Raw genomic sequence first — 23,885 nt, 5'->3', positions numbered from 1 at the left:
CGGGGCCGAGGACGGGACGGCGGCGGCGCCGGTCCGGTGGCCGGGGTGGGAACGGGCCGCGGGGCGCCGGGAACCGGGCCGGGCACCATCGGGCAGGCGGAGCGGGAAGAGGCCGGTGCGGATGCGTCGACGCGGCAGGAACCGCACGGACAACGGGACCCAGCAGACGGGCGACGACCAGGTCTCCCCGCTCGGCAGCCTCCTGGCGCGCTGGCTCCCCCCGGCCCTCATCGCCACCGGTGTGCTCTTCGACGCCCTCACGCCGCCCCGGTACACCGCGGCGCCGTTCCTCGCCGCCGCCCCCTTGGTCGCGGCCCCCCTGTACTCCCTGCGGGGCACCGTCGTCACGGCCCTGGCCGCCATCGCCGCCGAAGTCCTGGTCGCCACGTACCACGGCATCGAGGACCCCTACGAGTCGGTGACCGAGTCGATCACGGTGGTGGTCGTCGCCCTGCTGGCGCTCGGCATCAACCGGGTGGTGCGGATCGGCTACGCCAAGCTGGCCTCGGTACGGGACGTCGCGGAGGCCGCCCAGCGGGCCGTGCTGCCGGCTCCGCCCCCTCGGCTGGCGGGACTTGCGGTCGCCGCCCGTTACGTCGGCGCCCGGGCCGGCGCCCGTATCGGCGGCGACCTGCACGCCATCCAGGACACCCCGCACGGCGTGCGGATGATCGTCGGCGACGTACGGGGCAAGGGGCTGGAGGCGGTGGAGGCCGCGGTGGTCGTCGTCGGCGCCTTCCGGGAGGCGGCGGAGCAGGAGGCCACCTTGGAGGCGGTGGCGAGCCGACTGGAGCGGGCGCTCAGACGGGAGGGCGGGCGCCGCACCGGCCTGGACGCGTACGAGGGCTTCACCACGGCGGTCCTGGCGGAGGTCCCCGCCGGGAACCCCTCGGGCCTGCGCATCCTCAACCGCGGCCACCCGCCCCCTCTGCTCCTCACCCCCGAGGGCGGCCTACGGGAGCTGCCCCCGTCCGCCGCCGCGCTGCCGCTGGGGCTGAGCGACGTGGCGGGCTGGCCGGACCGCCCGGACGAGGTCTTCTTCCCGGCCGGCGCGATGCTGTTCCTGTTCACCGACGGGGTGACCGAGGCCCGCGACCGGGCCGGCGACTTCTACGACCCGTCCGTCCGGCTGCGCGGCAGCCACTTCAACGGCCCCGACGACCTGCTGGACGTGGTCATCGAGGACGTCGCCCGGTACACCGGCGGGGCACCCGCCGACGACATGGCGCTGCTGGCGGTCGAGCGGCCCCTGGAGACGTAGGGCGGGGTCGGCGGGTGTTCGGCAGGGCCGGGGGCGGGCGGGCTCGGCGGCGGGTTCGGTGCGGCGCTCAACGACGGCCGAGGGCGGGGCCGGCCCGCGCCGCCCGCCCTCGGCCCCCTGTGCGGCCGTCACGGCCCGCACGGGGCCGCTGGAGCGCCTACGGCCACGCGGACCGGAGCCAGTGCACGCTCTGGCCGTGCGGGCCCGTCAGGGCGACCGGGCGCTCGTCCACGGCGAGGGTCAGCAGCAGGCCGTCCTCGGGCCCCAGGGACCGGTGTTCCGGCGCGGTGATCCACGGCAGCACGCTGTGGTGCTCCTGGGAGATCCAGTGGCCCCCGCCGTTCCGTTCGGCGAGCAGCGACCGCACGAGGCGGGCGAACTCCTCGCGCCGGGCGGGCGGAAGGTAGTTCAGCACCGAGCTGTGGAAGACCACGAGCGTCGCCTCGGGCGGCGCCTGGGCGGCCAGCGCCGGCAGCTCGTCGACCAGGTCGCCGCGGACGAGGACGGGGCGGGGTGCGGTCCGCACCGCCTCGACGGCCGCCGTGAGCCGCGCCGCACGGGCCTCGTCGCCCGGCCAGACCAGGGCCCGCAGCCAGCGGAGGTCGTCCGCGTTCCCGACCGGGTCCAGCGGGTCCAGGTCGATGCCGCCGCGCCAGACGATCTCGGGCAGGTCGCCGGGCAGCGCCGCCGCACCGCCGTCGTCGCCGGGCACCGACCCGCTGGTGCGGCAGGTGAACGTGAGGGGGGACTCCGGTGCGCCCCCTTCGACGGCGGCGCTCCCGTGAGGGCCGCCCGTCCCGCGGCCCGCCTCCTGGACGTACCGGTAGCGGTACCGGTCCGGGTGCAGGCACAGCCCCGCCGACGTCCCGACCTCCAGGAGGGCCAGCGGCTGCGGCAGACGGGCCAGCAGCGGCAGCAGCGCGGCGCAGCGGGCCGGTTCGTTGGTCTGGGTGGAGCGCCGCACGATCACCGAGCGGACCTCATCCCAGTGCCGGACCGTCCACTCGCGCCAGCGCCCGTAGGCCACCGCGCCGCGCGGCCCCAACTCCGCGTGCGGGCCGTCGAGATAGCGCACCGCGGCGAGCAGCAGGTTCGGCTGCTGCTTGTTGCCGGCCGGCAGCGACCCCGAGAGCAGCTCGCAGAACTCGTCGTCCTGGCCGATCCGGGCGGTCAGCTCCTCGTGCGCGTCGGACCGCCCCCGCGCCTGTTGCCGGGAGAACTCCCGGTACCGATCCGCCACTTCCTGTGGGGTGTTGACGACGTTCCCGGTGTTCGTGACGTTGACGACCATGAGGCGACGTTACCGTCCTCACCCTCAGTGATCACGAGGCGTCCCTCCGCATAACAACTGACACACAATCATCGCGAGATCGTTTGGCGCGATGACGCCAACTCGCCCTGTTTGCGGCCGTACTGGGGGCAAAAGTCCACGCCAGGGCTCTTTGGGAGGGCGTGCGGAACCCCCGGGGATTCGTGGGAACGCTTGGATTTCCGCCGTCGTCTCTATTACTGTCCGATAACGGAGCGCGGTCGTCCCAGCCGTCGCAAGTGGCGGCGCCGCGCGCCGACGCCGAATCCCGTACGCACTTTTCCGCACCGCCAGAACGACCCTTGAGCCACCCCTGCACACGCCGGCCTCCCGCCCTGCCCGACCCGTGTCCACGACCCGCGTCGAGCCGCCCGGATCGACCGGTTTCGGGGAGCCTGCCGGATCCGCCTGGGATTGCCGGGAATTGAGTGGAGGGAACCGGGGAACCACCCTCTTGGGGTGAATCGGGCGCCTCCCGCCAGGCGGTGCCCGTAGGAGACCTTCCTGCTCCGAACCCGTCAGCTAACCCGGTAGGCGAGAAGGAAGGAAAGGAGTGCGCCCCCGTGGCGTCCAATAGGCCCGCCCCTCACGCTCCATCCGGCTACGGAGTCGGCGGCCCCGCCGACTTCGGCGGCCCGATCGGCTTCGCCGGCCCCGCCGGCCACGCCGCCCCCATTGGTCCCGGCGGCCCCGCCGAGCCCGGTGATCCCGTCGCGGAACCGGCCAGCGGGGCGCCGTTCGGCGCGGCGCAGCGCGGTGGAGTACCGCTCGACGGGGGGCAGCATCGTGCCGACCCGTCCCATGTCCCCTTCCCCTATGGAGAGTTGCCCGACGGGCGGCCGTCGGGTGACGGCTCGCTGCCCCCTGAGGGGACGCCCCAGGGGGCGTTGCCCGGAGGCGAGCCGGTCCACCGTCCCGAAGGGGACGGCGCCGGGGCGGAGTGGGTCTCGGGTGACGCGGTGGGCGTCGACGAGGAGACCTTCCGTTCCCTGCGCGGCAAGCACCGGGTGGCCAGGCAGCGCGGCAGCGGCCTGGCGCGCGGCGGTACGGCGCTGGGCGTCGGCGTGATCGCGGCGGTCGGCGCGAGCGGAGTGGCCGCCGCCGAGGGCCGGCCGCCGGTGCCGATCTCGATGCCGGACCCCGGCGGTGCGGCCGACGACGCCGCAGCGCACACCCCGGCGGCCGCCCCCCCGGCCACCACCGCGGACGCCTCCGCCCCCGCCGCCGCCCACCCCCGGCCCGGCGACACCACCCAGGGCACGGGCCCGGCCGAGGCGCTGCGCCACCGCATCCTCCAGCAGGGCGGCGGCCCGCAGGAGTCCGGAGCGCCCGAGGAGGAGGTAGCCGGCGGGCAGGCCGTCCAGGACGCGCCGGTGGGCCATGGCGCCGAGGAGCCGACCGCGACGGCGGAGAAGGCGACCGGCGAGGCGCCCGCGACGGCGGCCGCGGCCCCTGCGGCCGGCCAATCCGCCCACCGCGCAACGGACTTCGTCGCCCCGGTCGCCTCCGCCGCCCTCGCCACCGGCTTCGGGCAGATCAGCAACCGCTGGGCCGCGGACCACACCGGACAGGACTTCACGGCCCCAACGGGCACGCTGGTCAGGGCGGTTCACGACGGGACGCTCACCCAGGCCGGCTGGACGGGCGCGTACGGCTACCGCAGCGTCCTCACCCTCGACGACGGCACGGAGCTCTGGTTCTGCCATCTGTCCTCCCTGGTCAGGGCGTCGGGCCGGGTCCATGCGGGCGAGGTCATCGGCCGCGTCGGCGCCACCGGGCACGCCGCCACGCCGCACCTCCACCTGGAGGTCCGCCCCCACGGGGGCGCCCCGACCGACCCGGTGTCCTGGCTGCGCGACCGCGGGGTCGGCATCTGAGGACCAGGCCGGCCGCCCACCCCCCCGTGGGCGGCCGACCGCACCGCGGCGCGGAACGGGGAACAACTCCCCCCGAACGGGAAACAACTCCCCTTGCCCCGGCGTTGATAGGACATGAACGCACCACACGCCCAGAGCTCCACCGGCCACCCGCTCGGTTCGCTGACCGTCTCCCGGCTCTGCCTCGGGGGCAACGTCTTCGGCTGGACGGCCGACGAGGCCCAGTCCTTCGCCGTCCTCGACGCCTACGTGGCCGGCGGGGGGAACTTCATCGACACCGCCGACGTGTACTCGGCCTGGGTGCCCGGCAACAAGGGCGGTGAGTCCGAGACCGTCCTCGGCAACTGGCTCGCGTCCCGCGGCAACCGCGACGACGTCGTGATCGCCACCAAGGTCGGCGCCCACCCCGACCACAAGGGCCTGTCCGCCGCCACGATCAAGGCCGCCGTCGACCAGTCCCTGGCCCGGCTCCGCACGGACCGCATCGATCTCTACTACACCCACTACGACGACGAGTCGGTCGAGGTGGGCGAGTTCCTCACCGCCCTGGACGACCTCGTCAAGGCCGGCAAGGTCCGCGAGATCGGCGCGTCCAACATCTCCGCGCGGCGCCTGGAGGAGTCGCTGGACTTCTCCGCGCGCGAGGGCGTGGCCCGTTACGTGGCCCTCCAGCCCCACTACAACCTGGTCTCCCGGGACACCTACGAGGGCGAACTCGCCGAGGTGGCCGCCCGCAACGGCGTCGCCGCCGTCCCGTACTACGCCCTCGCCTCCGGCTTCCTGACCGGCAAGTACCGCCCGGGCGGCAGTGTGGACAGCGCCCGTTCGGAGAAGGCCGCCGGATACCTGGCGACCGACCGCGGCCGCCGCGTCCTCGCCGCCCTCGACACCGTCGCCGCGGCCCACGGCGCCGAGCCGTCCACCGTCGCCCTCGCCTGGCTCGCCGCGCAGCCCACCGTCGCGGCCCCCATCGCCAGCGCCCGCACCGTCGCCCAGCTCCCGGCCCTCCTGGCCGTCGACGGGCTGACCCTCACCGATGCCGAGGTCGCCCTCCTCACGGAGGCGTCGGCCTGACAGAAGCACCGGCCTGACGGAGGCACCGGCCCGACGCGGCCGAGGGGCCGGCCCGCACGGCCCGGCAGCTCGGCCCTGCGCTCCGGGGCCGTCGGCCGCGCGGAGCCGGCCTCAGCCGCGCCGGTCCGCCACCGCCCACGAGGCCAGCGCGACGCCGCCGGCCACCGCGAACACCGAGGGCCACGCCCCGATCTTCTTGGCCAACGGGTGCGACCCCGCGAACGCAGCCACATAGGCACCGCTCAGCGCGACGGCCGCCTTCGTACCGGCCTTCTGCTGCCAGCCCCAGGCCGCCACCGTTCCGGCGGCCGCCAGCGCCACCCCGCCCAACGGCCGCTTCTTGGTCCACCGGGCCACGCCGTAACCGCCCACCAGGCCCGTGGCCGCCACCAGGCTCGTCGGTACCCCAGCCATCGCAGATCCTCCCTTTCACGGACAACTTCCACGAGCCTACGCGCGGCCCCCGATCCGCGGGGAGGCACGGTCGCGTGGGGGTGGCAGCCGTCCTGTGACGGGTCTCGACCGCAGCGGGAGGGGAGTGCGGGGCCCGGGGGCGATCAGCGCGGGGCGCGGGGCGGTGCCGCGGCCGGGCGCGGTGTCTCCGGGGCCGGGCAGGGGGCCGGCGCGGTCGGGTCGGGGGCGTCCCGGGGCGGGGCGGGCGTCGCCGTTCTGCCCGCCCATGCCTGGAGGAGTGCCGGGCCCGCCAACGGCCGGTAGTGCCACAGGCGTTCCAGGAGTTCCCGCTCCCGGGCGGCGAAGTCCGCGGCCGGGCCCGCCAGATGGGCGCGGCGCCGGTGGAAGGAGAGCGCGGTGGCCAGGGCGCCGTAGGCGGTGACGGCGCGGGCGGCGGCCGGGCCGTGGGTGCGGCGCGCGAGGTCGCGGGCCAGCGCGCGGGTCTTCAGGGAGGACAGCGCGGTGGGCTCCGGCGCGGCCAGCCAGCCGGCGGCGGCGTACGGCGCGAGGTAGCTGCGGATCGAGCACAGCTCCTGCTGGCGGGCCCAGAGCGCCAGCCAGGTCAGGGTCAGCAGGACCGGGACCATGAAGACGCCGTAGACGGTGAGGAAGCCGGCGTCGCCGAGCGCGGAGGCGGCGTTCCACACGCCGTGCAGCAGGACCGCGGTGGCCAGGCCGAGGAGGACGAGCGCGGCGCGGGCGCCGCGGCGGCGGGGATAGCGGGTCGCGGCGATGCCGAAGGCCAGGCCGGTGAGGATCGTGAAGAGCGGATGCGCGAACGGCGAGACCACGATCCGCACGAAGAAGGTGCCGGCCGTCTGGGAGTCCAGGCCGGAGTGCCCCATGGACTGGTCCTCGCCGAAGGCGCTGCCCAGATAGAGGATGTTCTCGGTGAACGCGAAACCGGTGGCGGTGATGCCGGCGATCACGATGCCGTCCGTGATCCCGTCGAAGTCCCGGCGGCGGAAGCGGTAGAGGAGGGCGATGGCGGCGGCCTTCACCACCTCCTCGACGATCGGGGCGATCACCGTCGAGCCCCAGGCCTCGGCCTCGGTCGGGGACGCCGAGGCGAGGTTGTTGGCCAGCCAGTCGGTGGCGAAGCCGTTGGCCAGCACCGCGACCAGGGTGGCGGCGCACGCCCCCCAGGCGAAGGCGAACGCCAGGTTCCGCCAGGGCTCGGGCTCGATGCGGTCCAGCCAGCAGAAGGCCGCGATCAGCAGCGGCACCGGGAAGACGGCCAGCCCGACGCCGACCAGGAAGCCCTCGGTGCCGGTCTGGCGCCGGACGATGCCGAGGATGAGCACGCCGGACAGCGCGAGCAGCGCGGCCAACGCGACCGCCCGGACGGTCCGGCTGCGCCAGGGTGCGCCCCGGCGCCGGGGCCCGGGGCGGGCCTCGGCGGATGTGTACGGCGGCGGGCCGGCTGAGCGCTCGGGGAGCGGCGGCGGGGACGGGTACACCCATCGACCCTAACGAGGGGGGACGGTGCGGGCAGGTGAGTTTGCCGGTCCCGGGGGAGCGGCCCCCGAGGGGCCGCGGCCCTCAGGCCCGGCGGCGGAAGAGCAGGTCGCGGACGACGTGGCCCTTGTCCAGGCCCTGGCCCTCGAACTTGGTCAGCGGCCGGAAGTCCGGCCGGGGCGCGAAGTCCGGGTGGAGGTTCTGAAGCGTCGGCTCGGCGGAGAGGACCTCCAGCATCTGCTCCGCGTACGGCTCCCAGTCGGTCGCGCAGTGCACCAGGGCGCCGGGCGCGAGCCGGGTGGAGGCCAGCGCCACGAACTCCGGCTGGATCAGCCGGCGCTTGTGGTGGCGCTTCTTGGGCCAGGGGTCCGGGAAGTAGACGCGCAGGCCGGCCAGGGACGCCGGGGCGAGCATCTCGCGCAGCAGGATGATCGCGTCACCGTTGGCCACCCGGATGTTGGACAGGCCGTTCCGCTCCGCGAGACCGAGCAGATGGCCCTGGCCCGGGGTGTGCACATCGCAGCCGAGGATGCCGGTCTCCGGCGCCGCGGCGGCCATCTGCGCGGTGGCCTCGCCCATGCCGAAACCGATCTCCAGGACGACCGGCAGCCCGTCGAAGAACGCGTCGAGGTCGAGGCGGGAGAGCCCGTCGATGTCCACGCCCCACTTCGGCCAGAGCCGGCGCAGCCATTCGCCCTGGGAGGCCGTGACGCGGCTGCGGCGGGGCTGGAAGGACCGGATCCGCCGCTCGTGGTGCGAACCGGCGGGGTCGGCCGCCGGCCCCGTCCCGTCGGGGAACATCGGCTTGCCGCGCCGGGGCACGGCGGCCGAGGCGGCGGTGGCGCCCAGGGGGCGCGTCCCGTCCGTCCCGGCGGCCCGGGAGGCGGTCGCGGTGGCGGTCATCGCGGCGTCCGCGCCCGTGGCGGCGGCATCGGCGGCGATGGTTTCGGGGGTGGCGGGGTTCTCGGACACAGTGCGTCGATTCTACGGACGACGCCGCGAGGGGCGGGAATGTCGCTCGTCACGCCCTCGGTCCGGCGGCCCGGTGGGCCCCTGCCCCTCGGCGGCCCCGCCCGTCCCCGACGGCTCCGTCACCTCCCGAGGCCCGCGGCCCCCGCCTCGCCCGCCGGTATGCCCAGCAGCCGGGTCACCCGCCGGGCCACTTCCCGGCCGATCGGGAGGGAGGCGGTGGCGGCCGGGGACGGGGCGTTGAGGACGTGGATCATGCCGGGGGACTCGGTGAAGAGGAAGTCGTCGACGAGGGTGCCGTCGGGGAGGACGGCCTGGGCCCGCACACCGGCGGGCGAGGGGAGGAGGTCCTCGTCCCGGGCGTCGGGCAGCAGCCGGCGGACCGCGTCCGCGAAGGCCCGGCGGGACAGCGAGCGGTGCAGCTCGCCCGCGCCGTGGCGCCAGTGGCGGCGGGCGATCCGCCAGGAGCCGCGGAAGGCGAGCGTCCCGGCGAGCTCAGCGGGGCGGACGGTGCGCCAGTCGTAGCCCTCGCGGGCCAGCGCGGGGACGGCGTTCGGCCCGATGTGGACGGAGCCGTCGATGCCGCGGGTCAGATGCACGCCCAGGAACGGGAAGGCCGGGTCGGGGACCGGGTAGACCAGGCCGCGGACCAGGGCGGCGCGCTCCGGGGCGAGGGTGAAGTACTCCCCGCGGAACGGCACGATCCGCATGCCCGGCGCGTCGCCGGCCAGCCGGGCGATCCGGTCGCAGTGCAGTCCGGCGCAGTTGACCAGGGCGCGGGCGCGGTAGACCGCGCCGCCGGCGGTGCGGACCGCGACCCGGCCGGGGCGGCGGCCGATCGCGGTGACCTCCTCGCCGAGGACGACCCGCGCGCCGTCCTCCTGGGCGAGCCGCGCCAGCTCCCGGGCCACCGCGCCGAAGTCGCAGATGCCGGTGGTGCCCACGTGGATCGCGGCCAGACCGCGCACCGCGGGCTCGTGCTCGGCGATCTGTGCGGGGCCCAGCTCCCGCACCGGCAGGCCGTGCTCGCGGCCGCGCTGGATGAGGCCGTGCAGCCGGGGCAGTTCGCCGCGGTCGGTGGCGACGATCAACTTGCCGGTGACCTCGTGCGGAATGTCGTGCTCCGCGCAGAACCCGACCATCTCCGCCGCCCCCTGGAGGGCGAAGCGGGCCTTGAGCGAGCCCGGCGGGTAGTAGATCCCGCTGTGGATCACGCCGCTGTTCCGCCCGGTCTGGTGGCGGGCCGCGCCGGGCTCCTTCTCCAGGACCACGACGCGTATGCCGGGCGCGGCGCGCGTGAGGGCATGGGCCGTGGAGAGCCCCACGATCCCGGCACCGATCACCAGCACATCGCAGTCGTACGCCGCCACTGCACCTCCCCAACCGCATGACCGCCGGCCCGCCCGTCGCCGCGGGCCCGCGCGTCATCGCCGACGCCGTAGTCCATCATGACGGGCGGCACCGACAATCCGCAGTGAGCCGTCCTGACCTGCGACGGCGGGCCCGCGGCGGCGGTGCTCGCGCCGGCGCTCCCGCCCGCCGCCGCTACGCCGGCGCCGCCAGCAACGGCCGGGCCCGCTCGCGGAGTTCGACCACGCGGGGCTCGTCCCCGTACGGCTCCAGGCGGTGCAGCAGATCGCGGACGTACTCCGTGGTGCGGGCGGACGAGATGCGGCCGGCGACCTCGACGGCACGGGTGCCGGCGGCGCATGCCGCGTCCAGATTGCCGGACTCCAGTTCGGCGACCGCGGACACCACGAGGCGCAGCCCGTGCGAGCGGACGAACTCCTCCGTCGGCCGGGAGAGCGCCTGCTCGGTGAAGCGCCGCACCTGACGGGGCAGCCGCAGGTCCCGGTAGCACTCGGCGGCGTCGGCGGCGAAGCGCTCGTAGGAGTAGAAGTCCAACCAGGACGGGTCCGGGTCGCCGCTGCGGGAGCGCTCCAGCCAGCCCTCGGACGCCTTCAGCGCCACCTCGCAGGCGCGCGCCTCGCCGGCCTTGGCCTGGGCCCGCGCCTCCACCAGGCGGAAGAAGCTCATGGTGCGGGCGGTGGCCAGACCGCGGTTGCGCTCCAGGGCGGCCTGGGCCAGGTCGACGCCCTCGTCGGCGAAGCCCCGGTAGGTCGCCTGGAGGGACATCGACGCGAGCACATACCCGCCCAGGGGGACGTCGGCGGCGGCGCGGGCCAGCCGCAGCGCCTGGATGTAGTACCGCTGGGCGGCCTCCTGTTGGCCGGTGTCGAAGGCCATCCACCCTGCCAGGCGGGTGAGTTCGGATGTCGCCCCGAAGAGCGCGCGGCCCACCTCGTCGCTGTACGAGGCGAGCAGCAGCGGCGCCGCGTCCACCCGGAGGCACTCCGGCACCATGGACGAACGCCAGTCCCCGCCCCCGTACTTGGAGTCCCAGCGCCGGGCATCCTCGGCCGCCTCGCGCAGCTTGGTGACATCGCTGTGGCCGACGTGCTGCGGGACCCCGGCGTCGCCGGCGGCCGCGGCGTCCTTGTCCCGCGCCTCGGCCGTCTCCCGCGCCACCGAACTGTCGGTCGGCGATATCAGCCAGCGGGAGGTGGGGGTCGCGTACGCGCTCACGGCGAACGATCCGGCCAGGCTCTGCCAGATGCCGCCGCCGCTGCCCCGCCGTCCGGCGAGATCGAGCCGGTACAACTCGGTCGCTGAGCGCACCGCGGCGCCCACGTCACGGGGGAAGGCCAGCCCCACTTCGGGCGCCGGATCGGCGTCGGCCAGCCCGATCTCGTGCAGCGGCACCGGACGCCCGAGCTTGCTGCCGATCGCCGACGCGATGAGGTGGGGCGCGGCGCCCTGGGGCACCATCCCCTTGGAGACCCACCGGGCCACCGACGTCTTGTCGTAGCGAAGCGTCAGACCGCGTTGCGCACCAAGGTCGTTGACCCGGCGCGCCAGTCCGGCATTGCTGATCCCCGCGAGGGCGAGAACGGTGCCGAGCTTTTCGTTCGGCCCGCGTGTATCCCTGGACATGCGCACCCCTCGACACAGCGACAGCCGCCCCGTACCCGGGGCATGCGTCCACCCAGAGTAGTTCGCCGGATCCCGACCGTTAAGGGTCGGTGTCTTGGATGGCGAGATTCGTGTTCAAACGGGGGTGCGGGAATTGGCATGTGCTCCGGGTACGTGTGCCCATGCGCCCGTCCGTGCGCGCTGGCTCCCCAACGCCCCTGGCGCTTCGATGAGTTCTGCGTGGGTCGGCCCGCTGCACTGGATCCAGTGGGCTGGGGGATACCGCCACCTCATTCCCCGCGGGTGGCGGTCCGGTCCGGGAGGCGCAGCCCGCTTCCCGGACCGTCGCGGGGACCGGGAGCCACCCGGCAACCGCACCGCACGAAGGCCGGTCCGGGACGCCGCCCGCTCCCCAACTCGCGGGAACAGTACGGACTTTGGCCGAAAAGCGACGGGTGAGTCATTCACGCCGTCGACCGCTCCGGGGGCCACACGGGGGGCCACCCGGGGCCGTCGCCGCGCCTCCCGCCCGCCACCGGGGGCACCGCACCGCCCCCTCGGGGCGGGCCGTCGCGCGCCCACCTCCGGGACTTCGCCGACGCCTCCCGCCGGGCGCCGCCATGGCAGCATGGAGCGCACGACAGCTGGGGAATCCGCTGTGCTGGGTGGCCGCCGGCCACCTGGGCGGACGGGGAATCGGGTGGAGGCGGCGATGCGCTGGCTGGTGGGGTGGAGCAGTGCCGCGACCGCCCACGGGGAGCGCCGCGCCCTGCTGCCCGTGGGGGCCCATCTCCTGTGGGGCGACCCCGATCCCCTCTGGGCGGTGGGCGACTGGCGGCCCCATGAGGTGCGCGTCGTCCAGGCCGACCCGGAGACCCGGCTCGCCGTCCTCGGGGTCTGCGGCGCCACCGACGACCAGCTGAAGGTGGGCCTGTACGCCGCCCGCGGGGGCGCCCTGCGCCACCTCACCGCCTGGCCGGGCAGCTACACCGCCGTCGCCCAGGTGGGACGCCGGATCACCGTCACCGGAGACCTGGCCGGCGCCCGGCCCGTCTTCCACACCCGCTGGGCCGGCGGGACGGCGTACGCCACCGCCGCCCTGCCGCTCGCCGACCTCGTCGGGGCCGGCCTCGACGTCGGCCACCTGGCCGCGCTGCTGGCCTGCCCGGACGCCCCCGAGGCGCTCGGCACCGGCACCCCGTACGAGGGCGTCCGCCGGATACCGCCCGGCCACGCCCTGGTGCTGCGCAACGGCACCACCGAGAGCGCCTCCTACGAACCGCCCGCTTCGCTGGCCGTCGCCGCCCCCCAACTCGCCCCGGACCGCGCCGTGGACGGCGTCCGCGAGGCCCTGGTGGAGGCGGTGCGCGCCCGGCTGGCCGCGCCGCGCTTCGCCCCGCACCCGGACGGGCCCGACCGGCTCGACCCCGGACCGGTGCCCGGGATGGGCCCCGCGGAGCGGCGCGCGGCGCGCGGCGGACCGGCCCCCGGTATCGGCGCCGACCTCTCCGGGGGCAGCGCCTCCGGCACGCTCGCCCTCCTGGCCGCCGGCCTCCCCGGGCAGCCCGGAAGGATCAACGGCCACGGCGAGCGCCTGCTGGCGGTGACCTTCAACGACCGCGCCACCCAGGGCGGTCAGGACCACCACGAGGCAGAACTGGAGCGCGCCCGCGGGATCGCCGACGACCCCCGGCTGCACCACGTCGTCGTCGCGGCCGGCGAGGAGGCCCTCCCGTACACCGGCCTGGACACCCTCCCGCTCACGGACGAGCCCGGCCCCTCGCTGACCCTCGCCGGCCGCCACCGCAGCCGGCTGCTGTCCGGCGGCGCCGACCACTTCGTCGGGAACGGCGCCCGCCAGGTCCTCGACGCCCACCCGGCCCGCCTCGCCGACCTCCTCATGGACCGCCGCCGGCGCCATCTGCTGCGCCCGGTCACCGCACTGGCCAGGGCCGACGGCCCGTCCGCGCACTCCGTGCTGGTCCCGTTCACCGTCTACCGGGCCGCCCGGAAGCTCGCCCGCACCCCCTACGCCACGGGGATCGCCGAGGCCGCGCGCCGCCTACGGGAGCGGGAGTTCGCCGACGAGCCGGTGGCGGGCGGCGCGGTGGACGCCTCACTGGCCGCGCTCGCCTGGTGCCGTCCGGGGCCCGCGGCCCGCTGGCTGACGGGGGAGGCGCTGGCCGATGTGGCGGTGCGCCTCGGGGACGCGGCGCACCGCTCGCCCGCCGCCGGCCGTCCCGGCGACCGGCGGGCCCGGGCCGCGCTGGCCCGCCAGGCCGCCGACCACCGGGTCTTCGAGCAGGCCGCCGAGGTCCGCAGCCAGCGGCTGCACGCGCCCTTCCTGGACAACCAGGTGGTGCTCGCCTGCCGCGCCCTGCCGGACACCCTCCGGGTGCAGCCGGGCGCCAGGGCGGCCGTCCTGCGCTCGGTGCTGGCCGGCGCCGGCGTCCGGGACCTGCCGCCCGGCTGGGGCGTCGCCTCGCACCACCCCCACACCGCCGCGGTCCGCGCCGGGTTGCGCGCCGCGGCCGGCCGACTGCGCCAGCTCTTCGAGGCGCCGCTGCTCGCGGACGCGGGGCTGATAGAGGCGCGGGTGGTCCGCACGGCGCTCAGCGCCGCCGCCGAGGGCGCCCCGCTGCCCCTGGACGGGCTGGCCGACCTGGTCTCCACCGAGCTGTGGCTGCGCCGGCTGCTGGCCCGCCGCGGCTCGTGCTGGACGGGCGCGGAGGCACCGCGGCAGCGGGCCCTCGCCCAGGGCGTGGTCCCCCGCGCCCGGCTCTCCTGAGGCGTCCAACTCCCCCAAGGGGCCGTGGTGTTGCTCGTCTCGCCTACTGGCCGTCGGGGTCGTTCTCCGTGGGGGCGGACGGCCGGAGCACGGCCACGCCCCGATGCGCCCCGCCGAACGGCGCGCCCACCCGGCGCACGGTCTCCACCGGGCGCCGCGACAGCACGGCACACATCGGCGTACTTCCCCGCGCGACCGCTGCGACCGTCGCTACCGCCCGCCGTGCCTGCCCGTACCCGACGACCGGCGCGCGCCCGGACCGCGTCGCCCCCTGCCGCTCACGGGACCCGCGTCCCCGTCCGCCACGCCCACCCCGCACCGCCTCACCGGCAGCTGATCTGCGACCGCGCCCAATCCCCCAGCGCCAGCAGATCGCCCGCGGTCTCCGGCTCGACCACCAGGCGCAGCGTCGTGCGCCCGGCCAACGGGACGTGCACCGGAACCGCCGGGTCCCCGCCGCGCACCACGTCCGACCGCCACAGCCGGACCCCGTCCGCGTACACCGAGAAGCGCAGCGCACCCAGCCCCAGGCTGAGGTCGTCGACACCGGCCACCGCGTCGTACGCGGTGCACTGCCGGTTGAGGTCGATGACCACCGAGGACGACGCGTGCACACTCACCCCGTGGGAATAGGCCGTGCCGCCGATGCTCGGGTGGTTCCGCTTCCACAGCCAGCTGCTGTCGACGGCGCGGACCTCCGGTGCGGTGCCGTCACCCGCGAAGTCGTACCGCAGCGCGTTGACTTGGTACAGCGTCGGCTCCGGGAGAGGCGGTGTGGGCGTCGGGGTCGGCGTGGGAGTGGGGGTCGGTGTCGGCGTAGGCGTCGTTTCCGGTGGTGTGGGGGTCGGCGCGGGGGCGGACTTCGTGGGCGTGGGCGTCGGAGTCGGAGTAGAGGTCGGTGTGGGCGTCGGGGTCGGCGTGGGCGTCGGCGGAGCGGGCGTCGGGCCGGGCTCCGCGCCCGGTGCGCTCGCCGGCGGCCGCGGGGTGTGCGACGGCCGCGGCGCGGGCATCGGCGGCGAGGCCGTCGCCGGCCGCTGCGGCTGCGCCTGCGCCTGCGGCTTCGGAGCCGGCTGCGGCGCTCCGGACAGCGCGAACGCCAGCGCCGCGCCCGCCACGACCACCAGCCCGACCCCGACGACGACCTTCACCGGCGCGGCCAGGCCCTCGCCCACGGCGGCCCCGCCGGCGCCGGCCGAGGCGCCCGAGCCCCCCGCCGCGGCCCCGCCGCCGGCGGCCGCCCCGGAACCGGAGCCCGCGGCGGCCGCGGCCACCCCGGCACCCGCCACCGCTCCGGCCCCCGCGACGCCGGCCACCGCCGCGGCGCCCTTGACGGCGTACCCGGCCGCGAACCAGCCGATGACCGCGAGCGGCAGCACCGCCCCGATCCGCTGGTTGAGGTCCACGACCTCCAGCGCCGCCCCGCGGCACCGGGCGCACTCCTCCAGGTGCTTGCGCAGCCCCCGCTCGGCCCGCATCCGCAGCCCGCCCCGGGCGTACGCGCCGAGCTGGTCGGCGTAGCGCGCGCAGTTGCCGCCCGAGGTCAGCGACTGGCTCACATGCGCCTGGAGATACGCCTGCTTGAGGCCCTCCCGGGCCCGGTGCGCGAGGACGGCGGTGGCGTTGGCGGTCAGCCCGAGCAGCGGCGCGACCTGGCTCGGCGACTCGTCCTCGACGGTGGTGTGCCACAGCACCGTCTGATAGCGCTCCGGCAGGCTGCGGAACGCCTGTACCGCCATCGTCTGCTCGGCCTCGTGCATCGCCCGGACGTCCGCGCCCGGGTCCAGGGTGCCGTCGTCCAGGGAGGAGCCGGCCGCGGACACCGCGAACACCGCGAAGTCCTCGACCAGATGCTCCCGCCGGGCCGTTCGCGCCCAGGCCGCGGCGACCCGCCGGACGGTCGTCAGCAGATAGGCGCGCACCGCGGAATCCGGTCCCGCCCCGCCGCGCACCGCCTGGAGGGTGCGCGCGAACACCTCGCCGGTCAGGTCCTCGGCGGTGTGGACGTCCCGGCAGCAGCCGCGCGCGTACCGGCGCACCGCCTCGGCGTGCCGGCGGTACAGCTCCTCATAGGCACTGTCGTCGCCGGCGCGCAAGGCGGAGACCAACTGGGCGTCGGACGGCGGGAGTTCGGCGTCCGCGCCCTCGGCGGACGGCTCCCCGGCGGGCTCCGCCGGCTTCTCCTGCCGCCGGGAACTCCTGCGCTGCGCCGGCACGCTGGGCCCGGCGCTCTCCGCACCGGCCGCCGGCGGCGTCGCCCCCAGCGGACCGGGCTGATCCGGCACCTGATCCGACGGCGGTCCCGCGCTCGCGCCGCGCCGTTCGTCCCGCCCGTCAACGTCCATCGTCGAGGCCCCCGAACCCGCCATCACACCGCAACACCGCGCAAGCGTGCCACACCAGGGGCCTGTGCTTCACCGCTCGGGTGGGCAACCACTCATCCGGGGCGGCCGCACGGGCGTTCACCCGAACCGGGCCTTCCGCCGCCGCCGGAGCCACCGCACCGCAAGGGGCGCCGCCACCCCGCCCGGAGGCCCCGCATCCGGGACCCCCGTGCCAGGGAGCGGCCCCGCCGGAGCGGCCGGCGGCGCCGGTGGGCCCGGCACCGCGCCGTCTCGCCGCGCGTTCGTCCGCCGCGCACCGCCGTGCCGTGCGCACCCCGCCGCCGAGCCGGCCGTCCCGCATCACGAGGCGGGTCGTGACCGCAGCCCTTCCAGCAGGATCTCCAGCAGCCGCGCGGAGGCGGCCTGTTGCTGTCCGGGATCGGGCAGCGCGGGCGCGCCCGTGGCAATGACTAACAGCACGTCGGAGACCGTGACATCGGCCCGCAGCGCACCGGCCGCCCGGGCCCGCTCCACCAGCCGCCCGACGACCTCCAGCAGCGCCTGCCCGCCCGGCGTCTCGTCGGCCTCCGCGGCGATACGCGGTCCGTCCTCGCCCGGCGCCACCCGCTGCAGCGGCACCCGCGCGGCAGTGCCGCCGTCCGGCACCCGCTCCTCGCCCGGGCCCACCCGCAGGATGCCCGGCGGCAGCAGCCGCCCCGCCCCCGAGGCGACCGACGTCCGCAGGAACCGCGCCAGCGCCGACCACGGATCGTCCTCCTGCCCCAGCGCGGTCCGCGCCTGCTCGGTCAGCCGGGAGGTCTCCTCCTCGGCTATCCGCCGGACCAGGACGTCCTTGCTCGGGAAGCGGCGGTAGACCGTCCCGACGCCGACCCGGGCGCGCCGCGCCACGTCCTCCATCGGCGCGCCGTACCCCAGCTCGCCGAAGACCTCGCGGGCCGCGCGCAGCACGTGCTCCAGATTGCGCTGGGCGTCCACCCGCAGCGGTGTGCTCCGGCCGTTGGTCCCGGCCGCCGTGCCCGCTGCCCTGCTCACGGCGCCGTTGGCACCGTCGGAAGCGGTGGTCATCGTGACCGCCGCCGGCCATTGAGAGCCCTGAATATGCATAACTGATCCCCCGGTAATGACGTCTCCCCCCGGAGACTCCCCGCCCTGACGGTCGGGGTGACCCGACAAGAGGAGGCACCCCAACGAGATACGAACATAGTTGAGCCCGCGTCAAGATTGAAGGGGGTCCTCCGCCTGCCGCATCCCCCGATCGGCCCAACTGACCGGATCCGCTCCGAGCACCCCTTCTCCCGCCCCAGGCCAACCTCGTCCTGACCAGCGTACTTCGCACCGGTGGTACGGAATGCCCCGTTCCGCACCCCGGTCCAGTACCGGACATACTTTTCGACCGGCCTGTGGACAAAGCCGTTGCGGCAGTGCGTCATGGAACAGTGCTGTGCTGTCCGGGGGCGCAGCGCCCGACGGTGGCCGCGCCGCCGGCCCGGCCGCCCGTTCGGTGGCGCCCCGGCCTGGTCGACACCGCGAGGAGAACCTCTGTGAAGACTGTGTCTTCGGACGACGTGGCGCGCATTCTGGTGGTCGGCGGCGGCTACGTGGGGATGTACACCGCCCTGCGGCTGCAACGGACGCTCAAACAGGAACTGCGGCAGGGCACGGTCGAGATCGTCGTCGTCGACCCCGAGCCGTATATGACCTACCAGCCGTTCCTCCCGGAGGCCGCCGCCGGCTCGATCTCCCCGCGCCATGTCGTCGTCCCGCTGCGCCAGGTCCTGCCGCACTGCACGGTCGTCATCGGCGAGGTCACCGCCGTCCGGCACGACGAACGGAAGGCGACCATCGCCACCCTGGCCGCGGAGGAGAGCGGCGAGGACCACCTGGCCATCGGCTACGACGAACTGGTCCTCGCGCCGGGATCGGTCTCGCGCACCCTCCCCATCCCCGGCCTCGCCGACGTCGGCATCGGCTTCAAGACCGTCGAGGAGGCCATCGGCCTGCGCAACCACGTCCTGGGGCAGCTCGACATCGCCTCCTCCACCCGCGACCCCGAAGTCCGCGACGCGGCGCTGACCTTCGTCTTCGTCGGCGGCGGCTACGCCGGTGTGGAGGCGCTGGCCGAACTGGAGGACATGGCCCGCTACGCCGTCCGCTACTACCACAACGTCCGGTCCGAGGACATGAGGTGGATCCTGGTCGAGGCCACCGACCGGATCCTGCCCGAGGTCGGCGCCGCCATGGGCCGCTACACCGTCCGCGAGCTGCGCGCCCGCAACATCGACGTCCGGCTGGAGACCCGCCTGGACTCCTGCGAGCAGCGCCTGGTCCGGCTCAGCGACGGCTCCCGCTTCCCCGCCCGGACGGTGGTGTGGACCGCCGGCGTCAAGCCCCATCCCCTCGTGGCCGCCACCGGACTGCCGCTGACCGACCACGGCCGCCTCAAGTGCACCGCCGCACTCCAGGTGGACGGCGCGGAGCACGCCTGGGCGGCCGGGGACGCGGCGGGCGTCCCGGACCTGACGGCGCCGCTGCCCCCCACCCCCGACACCCCGCGCACCCTCTGCGCCCCCAACGCCCAGCACGCCGTCCGCCAGACCAAGGTGCTCGCCGAGAACCTCACCGCCACCCTGCGCGGCGGCAGGATCCGCAACTACCGGCACCGGTACGTCGGTTCGGTGGCCTCGCTCGGTCTGCACAAGGGCGTCGCGCACGTCTACGGCCGCAAACTGAAGGGCTATCCGGCGTGGTTCATGCACCGCGCCTACCACCTCAGCCGGGTGCCCACCGTCAACCGCAAGGCCAAGATCCTCGCCGAGTGGACCCTCGCCGGCCTGTTCAAGCGCGAGATCGTCTCCCTCGGCTCGCTGGAGAACCCGCGCGCCGAATTCGAACTCGCCGCGGGTACCGGCCGGCACAACGAGACCAGTTGACCGGCCGCCCCACCAGGGATGTTGACCGCCCGCCCGGCCGGCACCGACCGGCCCACCCGGAACCGGGAACTCCGCCCGGGCGCCCGGCGTCTGACGGATGACCGTCCGGTCGGCCACACTGGACGTGTGACCATGGGTGGGCTCGTATCTGCGAAGAGTGACAATCACGAGGATTCAGGACGTTTGCTGCATTCCATCAGCGGGTGCCGACAGCGCCCCCGGCCACGCCACGGGGCGACCCCCCACGCCGACGGCCCGTCCCCGCGCGACGACGCGAAGTAAGAGGTACCCGTCCGTGATCTTCACGCGCTGGAGCGCCAGATTCCCCGGCACGCAGCGGCGCACCGCCGCCCGGTCCGACCGCGCTGCCCCGCCCTCGGGACCCACGGCGCACGCCGCCGCGCCCGCATCCGGCGGCGACCGGCCCGCCGGCCCGCCCGGCACCGTCCCCGCCGCCCGCGCCGAGGGCCCCGCCGGCGAGGACATCCCACCGCACGCCGCCCCGCCCACGGTCGACGCGCTCTCCGTCCACGACATCCTCGGCACCATCCCCGCCCTGGTCGCCGTCGTCTACGGCCCCGAGCACCGCATCGCCTACGTCAACGGCGCCTACGCCGGCGTCTTCGGCCCCCGCCCCGCCGGCCGCACCGCCCGCGAAGCCCTCCCCGAACTCGCCGAACTGGGCCTGCTGCCCCTGATGGACCAGGTCCTCCGCAGCGGCAAACCGCGCACCGTCAAGTCCCGCAAGGTCCCCGCCGGCGCCGGCAGCGACCGCACCCGCGACGGCTACTACACCTTCACCTGCACCCCCATCGAGGTCGCCGCCAGCGGCCCGGCACCCGACCCGGAGGTCGCCTGCGTCGCCCCGCACAAGGGCGTCCTGGTCTTCGGCGCCGAGGTCACCGACCAGATCGAGTCCGCCGAGCGCCTCCGCGCCAGCGAGGCCCGCCAGCGCGCCGCCGCGGTCACCCTCCAACGCTCCCTGCTCCCGCAGGAACTGGAACAGCCCGACGACCTGCGCGTCGCCGCCACCTACCAACCCGGCGGCACCGACGCCGCGGTCGGCGGCGACTGGTACGACGTCATCACCCTCGGCGCCGGCCGCACCGCCCTGGTCATCGGCGACGTCATGGGCCGCGGGGTGCGCGCCGCCGCCGTCATGGGCCAGCTCCGCACCGCGGTCCGCGCCTACGCCCGCCTCGACCTCCCGCCCCACGAGGTCCTCCAGCTCCTCGACGGCCTGGCCGCCGAGATCGACGCCAGCCAGATCGCCACCTGCGTCTACGCCGTCCACGACCCCAACGAGGGCCGCCTGATCTACTCCTCGGCCGGCCATCTGCCGATGCTCGTCCGCGACGCCGACGGCACCGTCCGCCGCGCCGCCGAACCGACCGGCCCGCCCCTGGGCACCGGCGGCTGGGTGCACACCTCCGGCTCCGTCCCGCTCAGCCCCGGCAGCAGCGCCGTCCTCTATACCGACGGCCTCGTCGAACGCCGCGACAAGGACATCGACGAGGGCGTCGCCGCCCTGGAGCGCGCCTTCGCCGGCGCCACCGGAGGCCCCGACATCGTCTGCGACCGGCTGCTGCGCTCCCTGGGCATCACCGCCAGCCACGACGACGACGTCGCCATCCTCGTCATCCAGAACCCCGCCCGCACCGGGCACGACGCCGAGCTGTTCCACAACGCCGCGCTGGAACTCCACGGCGGCACCGAGGCGGCACCCCGCGCCCGTGCCTTCGCCTCCGGCGTCCTCGCCTCCTGGCGCTTCTCCACCGAACTCCACGACCTCGGCGTGCTGGCCGCCAGCGAACTGGTCGCCAACTCCCTCCAGCACGGCACCCCGCCGATGCGCCTGCGACTGCGCCGCACCGACCGCCGCCTGATCATCGAGGTCACCGACGGGGACGACCACCTGCCCCGCCGCCGCCGGGCCGAACCGATCGACGAGACCGGCCGCGGCATCTCCATCGTCGCCACCATCGCCTCGTCCTGGGGCTCCCGCCGGACCCCGGGCGGAGGCAAGGCGGTCTGGTGCGAATTCGCCCTCCCCAAGGTCTGACCGACGACCTCCGGGTGCGAGGCCACGCCACCGGCGGGCACCGCACCCGGAACGGGCCTCAGGCGGCCGCGGCCACCGCTTCGGCCTCCACCCGCTGCGCGGGCACCGTCGCCCGGTGCGGCTGGTCCTGCGCCGGGGTGAGCATCCGCCCCAGCCGCAGCGCCAGCACCGTGATCCCGAGCGTGCACGCGATCAGCATCGCGAGGTACGCGACGTACATCCCCTGCCCGACCATCAGCGCCCCGACGGCCGGCCCGATCGCCAGCGCCAGCTGCTTGACCAGCGCGAACGCCGAGTTGTACTGACCTATCAGCGAGGCCGGCGCCAGATCCGCCACCAGCGGCGCCACCGTCGGCGACAGCATCGACTCCCCGACACCGAACAGCGCGTACGTGGAGATCAGCAGCACCGTCGCCACCGCCTGCGTCCCGTGCACCAGCCCGGACAGCCCGGCGGCTATCCACGCCACCGTCCAGACGATGCCCACCAGCGCCATCACCCGGCTCCGGCGCCTCCGCTCGACCAGCCTGAGCACCACGAACTGCGCCGCCACGATCGCCGCGGTGTTGGCCGCCAGGGCGATGCCCAAGGTGGCCGGCTCGATCCGGGTGACCTCCGTGGCGTACGCCGCCAGCCCCGACTCGAACTGCCCGTAGCAGGCGAAGAACAGCACGAAGCCCAGCACGCACAGCCACACCATCCGCCGGTCGCGGAACAGCGCCCGCCAGGCACCCTCGGCCCGCGCCTCGGTCGGCACCTCGTCCTCGACCTTGGGTGCCCGCGGCAGCCGCACGGTCGCGATCGCCACGCCCAGCACCAGGAACATCACGGCCTCGATGGCGAAGAGCCGCACGAAGCTGGACGCCTGCGAGGCGTCCACCAACTGACCGCCGACCAGACCGCCGATGCCCAGTCCCAGGTTGTTGAGGAAGAACTGGGTGGCGAACGCCCGCGACCGGGTCACCGTCGTCGAGCACCACACGATCATCGTGGCGAGCGCCGGCTGGATCACCGCTATACCGGCACCCAGCGCCACCGCCGACGCGATGACCATCGGCTCGTTCGACGACAGCCCGATCCCCAGCGACCCGACGGCGGCCGAGACCGTGCCGACGATGGCCACCGGCAGCGGCCCCCGCCGGTCGATGGCCCGCCCGGTCACCGGCAGCACGACCAGCGCGGACACCGCCAGCATCGCCAGCACCACACCAGCCGTGCTCGCACCGAGGTGCCGCACATTCGCCACGTAGATGTACAGATACGGCACGGTGAAGCCGCTGCCGAACGCGCTCAGCGCGTTCCCCAGCTGGATCCGGCGCAGCGCGGCGCCCATCGCGGTGGTCACACTCACCTACCTAGGTCAGATCACAAAAAGACGGATACGTATCAGGAACCCCCCGAGCCGAGCCGAGACAACGTGCCGGACGTCCAAGACCGGACAGTCACACCCTCAAGACTTCGACCCTAAAGTTCGAAGCTAAAGAGTACATGACGAAGAACTTCAATGCCAAGGGCTTTCGTGTCATACTGCGGCGCATGCCAGAGCCCTCCGATACGGCCGCCGGCGGCACCGAGCCGAGCCTTGAGGAACAGATCGCGGCCTACCAGCGCGAGTTCCAGGACCTCGACCCCCAAGTGGAGAAGGTCGTCTCCGCACTGCAGCGCCTCAACCGTCGGATGAACGTCGCCTACGGCCGCCAGACCGCCACCCTCGGCCTGAGCAACGCCGAATGGGAGGTCCTCAAGGCCCTCGTCGTCTCCGGCGTGCCCTACCGCCTGGGTCCCGGCGAACTGGCCAAGCGCCTCGGCCTCACGCCGGCCGCCATGACCCACCGCATCGACCGCATGGCGAACGAGGGCCTGGTGACCCGCGAGCGCGACGAGACCAACCGCGTACGCGTCATCGTCGAGTTGACCCACGAGGGCCGCGAGAAGTGGCTGGAGGCCATGCGCATGGCCTCGGTCTTCGAGGAAGAGCTCCTCCAGGACCTCTCCGGCGACGAGCGCCGGATCCTGGGCGACGCCCTGACCCGTCTGCTGCGCCGCGTCGAGGACGCCCAACCGGACGCCGAAGGCCGCCTCAGCGACCTCGACTGACCCAGGTTGACACGGCCTCCCCCGATCCGTAGTGTTCTCCGAGTTGCCAAAGAGCCGGAACGGTTCTGTGGCAGCCATCCCGCCGCATCGCGGCATCTCACTACCGCACGGCCCCTCAACGGGATCGAATTCCGCACGCCGAAATTCATTCCGGGCGCCTGATTAGGCGTCATCGAGGAATTCCGCTAACGTAGTGAACACCCCGCCGACGGGGAATCGGATCGAAATTCGAACCGCTCGCATCTCACTGAGATGTGGACCGGAACGGAAAGAAGATCTGATAAAGTCGGAA

17 protein-coding genes and 1 riboswitch are annotated in these 23,885 nt (G+C 75.0%); of the genes, 7 read left to right on the top strand and 10 right to left on the bottom strand.

All coding sequences use genetic code 11. The annotated features are described in order from the left end of the window. The first annotated feature begins 121 nt into the window (after positions 1-121). Entirely contained in the window at positions 122-1,261 is a 1,140-nt protein-coding gene (locus ACIQE0_RS36535) for a PP2C family protein-serine/threonine phosphatase (RefSeq protein ID WP_366334763.1), read from the top strand. A gap of 157 nt (positions 1,262-1,418) precedes the next feature. Here the strand turns inward: ACIQE0_RS36535 and ACIQE0_RS36530 are convergent, their stop codons facing one another. After that, positions 1,419-2,552, bottom strand: coding sequence for a DUF2332 domain-containing protein (locus ACIQE0_RS36530; protein WP_402340073.1), 1,134 nt, complete (start codon positions 2,550-2,552; stop codon positions 1,419-1,421). A 404-nt stretch (positions 2,553-2,956) separates the two neighbouring features. Further along, positions 2,957-3,122, top strand: a riboswitch (cyclic di-AMP (ydaO/yuaA leader). Between the two features lie 11 nt (positions 3,123-3,133). Here ACIQE0_RS36530 and ACIQE0_RS36525 point away from each other — a divergent pair. Both ACIQE0_RS36525 and ACIQE0_RS36520 read left to right on the top strand, forming a co-directional pair. Beyond that, the gene (locus tag ACIQE0_RS36525) at positions 3,134-4,447 is read left to right on the top strand and encodes a M23 family metallopeptidase (protein WP_402340070.1); all 1,314 of its coding nucleotides are present in this window, start codon (positions 3,134-3,136) and stop codon (positions 4,445-4,447) included. Positions 4,448-4,561: 114 nt separating this feature from the next. Continuing rightward, positions 4,562-5,521, top strand: coding sequence for an aldo/keto reductase (locus tag ACIQE0_RS36520; RefSeq protein WP_366334757.1), 960 nt, complete (start codon positions 4,562-4,564; stop codon positions 5,519-5,521). A gap of 111 nt (positions 5,522-5,632) precedes the next feature. Here ACIQE0_RS36520 and ACIQE0_RS36515 read toward each other — a convergent pair whose 3' ends face one another. The 5 genes from ACIQE0_RS36515 to ACIQE0_RS36495 all read right to left on the bottom strand — a co-directional run bounded on the left by ACIQE0_RS36515 (position 5,633) and on the right by ACIQE0_RS36495 (position 11,395). Continuing rightward, a complete protein-coding gene (locus ACIQE0_RS36515; protein ID WP_366334755.1) occupies positions 5,633-5,935 on the bottom strand; it encodes a hypothetical protein in 303 nt (100 codons plus the stop codon). A 143-nt stretch (positions 5,936-6,078) separates the two neighbouring features. After that, the gene (locus ACIQE0_RS36510; protein WP_366334753.1) at positions 6,079-7,434 is read right to left on the bottom strand and encodes a PrsW family intramembrane metalloprotease; all 1,356 of its coding nucleotides are present in this window, start codon (positions 7,432-7,434) and stop codon (positions 6,079-6,081) included. A gap of 82 nt (positions 7,435-7,516) precedes the next feature. Next, positions 7,517-8,404, bottom strand: coding sequence for a tRNA (guanosine(46)-N7)-methyltransferase TrmB (gene trmB, locus ACIQE0_RS36505; protein ID WP_402340067.1), 888 nt, complete (start codon positions 8,402-8,404; stop codon positions 7,517-7,519). A gap of 119 nt (positions 8,405-8,523) precedes the next feature. Beyond that, a complete protein-coding gene (lhgO, locus tag ACIQE0_RS36500; protein WP_366334749.1) occupies positions 8,524-9,771 on the bottom strand; it encodes an L-2-hydroxyglutarate oxidase in 1,248 nt (415 codons plus the stop codon). A 175-nt stretch (positions 9,772-9,946) separates the two neighbouring features. Continuing rightward, positions 9,947-11,395 carry an MFS transporter gene (locus ACIQE0_RS36495; RefSeq protein WP_366334747.1) on the bottom strand — a complete coding sequence of 483 codons (1,449 nt, stop codon included), beginning with the start codon at positions 11,393-11,395 and terminating at the stop codon, positions 9,947-9,949. A gap of 691 nt (positions 11,396-12,086) precedes the next feature. Between ACIQE0_RS36495 and ACIQE0_RS36490 the strand changes: the two genes are divergently transcribed. Next, a complete protein-coding gene (locus ACIQE0_RS36490; RefSeq protein WP_402340063.1) occupies positions 12,087-14,162 on the top strand; it encodes an asparagine synthase-related protein in 2,076 nt (691 codons plus the stop codon). Between the two features lie 43 nt (positions 14,163-14,205). Here ACIQE0_RS36490 and ACIQE0_RS36485 read toward each other — a convergent pair whose 3' ends face one another. The 3 genes from ACIQE0_RS36485 to ACIQE0_RS36475 all read right to left on the bottom strand — a co-directional run bounded on the left by ACIQE0_RS36485 (position 14,206) and on the right by ACIQE0_RS36475 (position 17,569). After that, complete coding sequence (locus tag ACIQE0_RS36485) at positions 14,206-14,337, bottom strand: hypothetical protein (protein ID WP_402340060.1); 132 nt, start codon at positions 14,335-14,337, stop codon at positions 14,206-14,208. A gap of 148 nt (positions 14,338-14,485) precedes the next feature. Then, positions 14,486-16,504, bottom strand: coding sequence for a sigma-70 family RNA polymerase sigma factor (locus ACIQE0_RS36480; RefSeq protein WP_402340058.1), 2,019 nt, complete (start codon positions 16,502-16,504; stop codon positions 14,486-14,488). A 339-nt stretch (positions 16,505-16,843) separates the two neighbouring features. Further along, entirely contained in the window at positions 16,844-17,569 is a 726-nt protein-coding gene (locus tag ACIQE0_RS36475; protein ID WP_366334741.1) for a helix-turn-helix domain-containing protein, read from the bottom strand. A gap of 476 nt (positions 17,570-18,045) precedes the next feature. Here ACIQE0_RS36475 and ACIQE0_RS36470 point away from each other — a divergent pair, with 476 nt between their 5' ends. Both ACIQE0_RS36470 and ACIQE0_RS36465 read left to right on the top strand, forming a co-directional pair. Further along, complete coding sequence (locus tag ACIQE0_RS36470; RefSeq protein ID WP_402340055.1) at positions 18,046-19,434, top strand: NAD(P)/FAD-dependent oxidoreductase; 1,389 nt, start codon at positions 18,046-18,048, stop codon at positions 19,432-19,434. A gap of 295 nt (positions 19,435-19,729) precedes the next feature. Beyond that, a complete protein-coding gene (locus ACIQE0_RS36465; RefSeq protein ID WP_402340052.1) occupies positions 19,730-21,496 on the top strand; it encodes a SpoIIE family protein phosphatase in 1,767 nt (588 codons plus the stop codon). A 58-nt stretch (positions 21,497-21,554) separates the two neighbouring features. On the opposite strand, the gene ACIQE0_RS36460 is transcribed toward ACIQE0_RS36465, so the two are convergent. Next, positions 21,555-22,841: an MFS transporter gene (locus ACIQE0_RS36460; RefSeq protein ID WP_366334890.1), complete on the bottom strand. Its 1,287-nt coding sequence runs from the start codon at positions 22,839-22,841 to the stop codon at positions 21,555-21,557. 191 nt (positions 22,842-23,032) lie between these two features. On the opposite strand from ACIQE0_RS36460, the gene ACIQE0_RS36455 reads away from it, so the two are divergent. Beyond that, positions 23,033-23,593 carry a MarR family transcriptional regulator gene (locus tag ACIQE0_RS36455; protein ID WP_366334735.1) on the top strand — a complete coding sequence of 187 codons (561 nt, stop codon included), beginning with the start codon at positions 23,033-23,035 and terminating at the stop codon, positions 23,591-23,593. The last annotated feature ends 292 nt before the right edge of the window (positions 23,594-23,885 follow it).

This window comes from Streptomyces sp. NPDC093097 (assembly GCF_044754325.1).
GTDB lineage: Bacteria > Actinomycetota > Actinomycetes > Streptomycetales > Streptomycetaceae > Streptomyces.
The sequence above is the reverse complement of the archived record's forward strand: the minus strand, read 5'-3'. Positions and strand labels throughout refer to the sequence as shown.